Consider the following 1,627-nt stretch of genomic DNA (forward strand, 5'->3'; position numbering starts at 1 on the left):
ACTCATCAAAACTATTGCCTTTTATATAGGGCCTTGGATATCAAAGAAAACTGAAGAACGTTTAACAAAGAAAATTGTATATGCGGGCTATGAATATGTTTTTAAGCCGAAAGAAATTGTTGCTTCACAGATTGTTTTTGGGGGAATGTTTTTTAGCTTAGCATTGGTTTTATTGTATCTATCCAATATAGATGTTCTCTATAGCATTGCATTTGCACTATATGGATTGTTATATCCGGTGTTATGGTTAAAAAGCGAAAAAAAGAAAAGAGAGACTATCATTCTCAAAGAAATCCCATTTTTTTTGGATATCATTGTACTGTGCGTAGAAGCTGGTCTTACATTAGTGAATGCATTGGATCAGGCTGTAACAAAGTCAATTAAAAGTCCTACTCGATACGAGTTTTCTAGAGTATTGGCAGACATTCGCAAAGGTATTCCTAAAAATGAAGCTCTACGAAATATGGCACAACGTGTAGAACAACCATCTGTACAAAATTTGGTATCCGCAATTATTCAGGCTGAAAACATGGGTATGAATCTTGGCCCAATTTTACGAGGTCAAGCTGAACAACGCCGTGTTGAGCGTTTTTTAAGGGCTGAAAAATTAGCTTTGGAAGCACCTGTCAAAATGCTTTTTCCTTTAGTTGCATTTATCTTTCCTTGTACATTTATTGTTATTGGATTCCCAATATATATCATGATGAAGGATGCATTTGGATAATATGTACTTAAATAATTCTAATATAAAGTTTGAAGTATTTACTGCTACAAGTTTTTTTTCTAGAGCTGGTGGGCTTTTATTTCGAAAGAAATTAAAAGAACACCAGTGTTTATTAATTAGCCCGTGTACCTCAATCCATACTATTGGTATGAGGTATACTATAGATATTGTTTTTATTGATGCTTTTGGTTATGTGACTGATATTCATTACGATGTTAAACCTTTTAAAGTTGTATCTGGCTCAAGCCAAGCTTGTTCAGTGGTTGAGTTTTTAGGAGGTACTTTAGCTCAATATGAGTTGTGCAAAAATCAGGGCCTGTTTTAAGCAATAATTTACCTTCGGACAATTTAGTGAAAATGACTGCTCATCTTTAAAGAAATGATTTGATCATTGAATTTTAAAAAGTTAATGATTTATTATATGTGTTCTTTAGCATAATATTTGCTTTTAGTAGCAAATTTAATAAACATTAACACACTATCTTCGTAGCTATTTCTAATTTTTTTTCCAAATAATGCTTCTTCGATCTTGAACAGTTCTTTATTTGTTGTAAAAAAGTCAAGAAAATATTCAATATATGATTTTCTCGCTAGTTCACCGACTTTTTCTGATAGTTTTTTTGACTCAATTAAAGGAAATTTTGTAATCGCTTTTTGCTCAGAATTACTCGGTTTCCAAATAGAAATTCCAATAGTTTTATAATCTTCAAAAATGAAATATCTCCATATTTTAAAGTATAGATTTCTTCTATCTACGGGTTCTTTATTTTGAATATTATCTATTAGTTTCAGAATATCTTGTTTAACATTTATGCTTTCAGATGGTGATATTTCTTGATATAGCTTTTCTATGTTTTTAGTGATAATGGCATTGTAGAGATCGTAATATTTAACATGATTTTC

The 1,627-nt window shown here is 31.0% G+C and carries 3 protein-coding genes; 2 read left to right on the top strand and 1 reads right to left on the bottom strand.

The genetic code is table 11. From position 1 onward, the window contains the following. Both NL42_RS16810 and NL42_RS16815 read left to right on the top strand, forming a co-directional pair. On the top strand, positions 1–724 hold a 724-nt coding region (locus NL42_RS16810), incomplete at its 5' end, for a type II secretion system F family protein (protein ID WP_461313614.1). Next, on the top strand, positions 711–1,049 hold the full coding sequence (locus NL42_RS16815) for a DUF192 domain-containing protein (protein WP_461313615.1): 339 nt from the start codon (positions 711–713) through the stop codon (positions 1,047–1,049). The genes NL42_RS16810 and NL42_RS16815, both read left to right, overlap by 14 nt. Before the next feature lie 92 nt (positions 1,050–1,141). Here the strand turns inward: NL42_RS16815 and NL42_RS16820 are convergent. After that, positions 1,142–1,627, bottom strand: a 486-nt coding sequence (locus NL42_RS16820; protein WP_461313616.1) for a hypothetical protein, incomplete at its 5' end; no start/stop codon positions are given.

Source organism: Acinetobacter sp. GN11 (assembly GCF_054823985.1).

What these genes read in the sequence shown, in the direction of transcription:
- NL42_RS16815 (WP_461313615.1), top strand. Translation starts at nt 711, where the DNA reads ATGCATTTGGATAATATGTACTTAAATAATTCTAATATAAAGTTTGAA.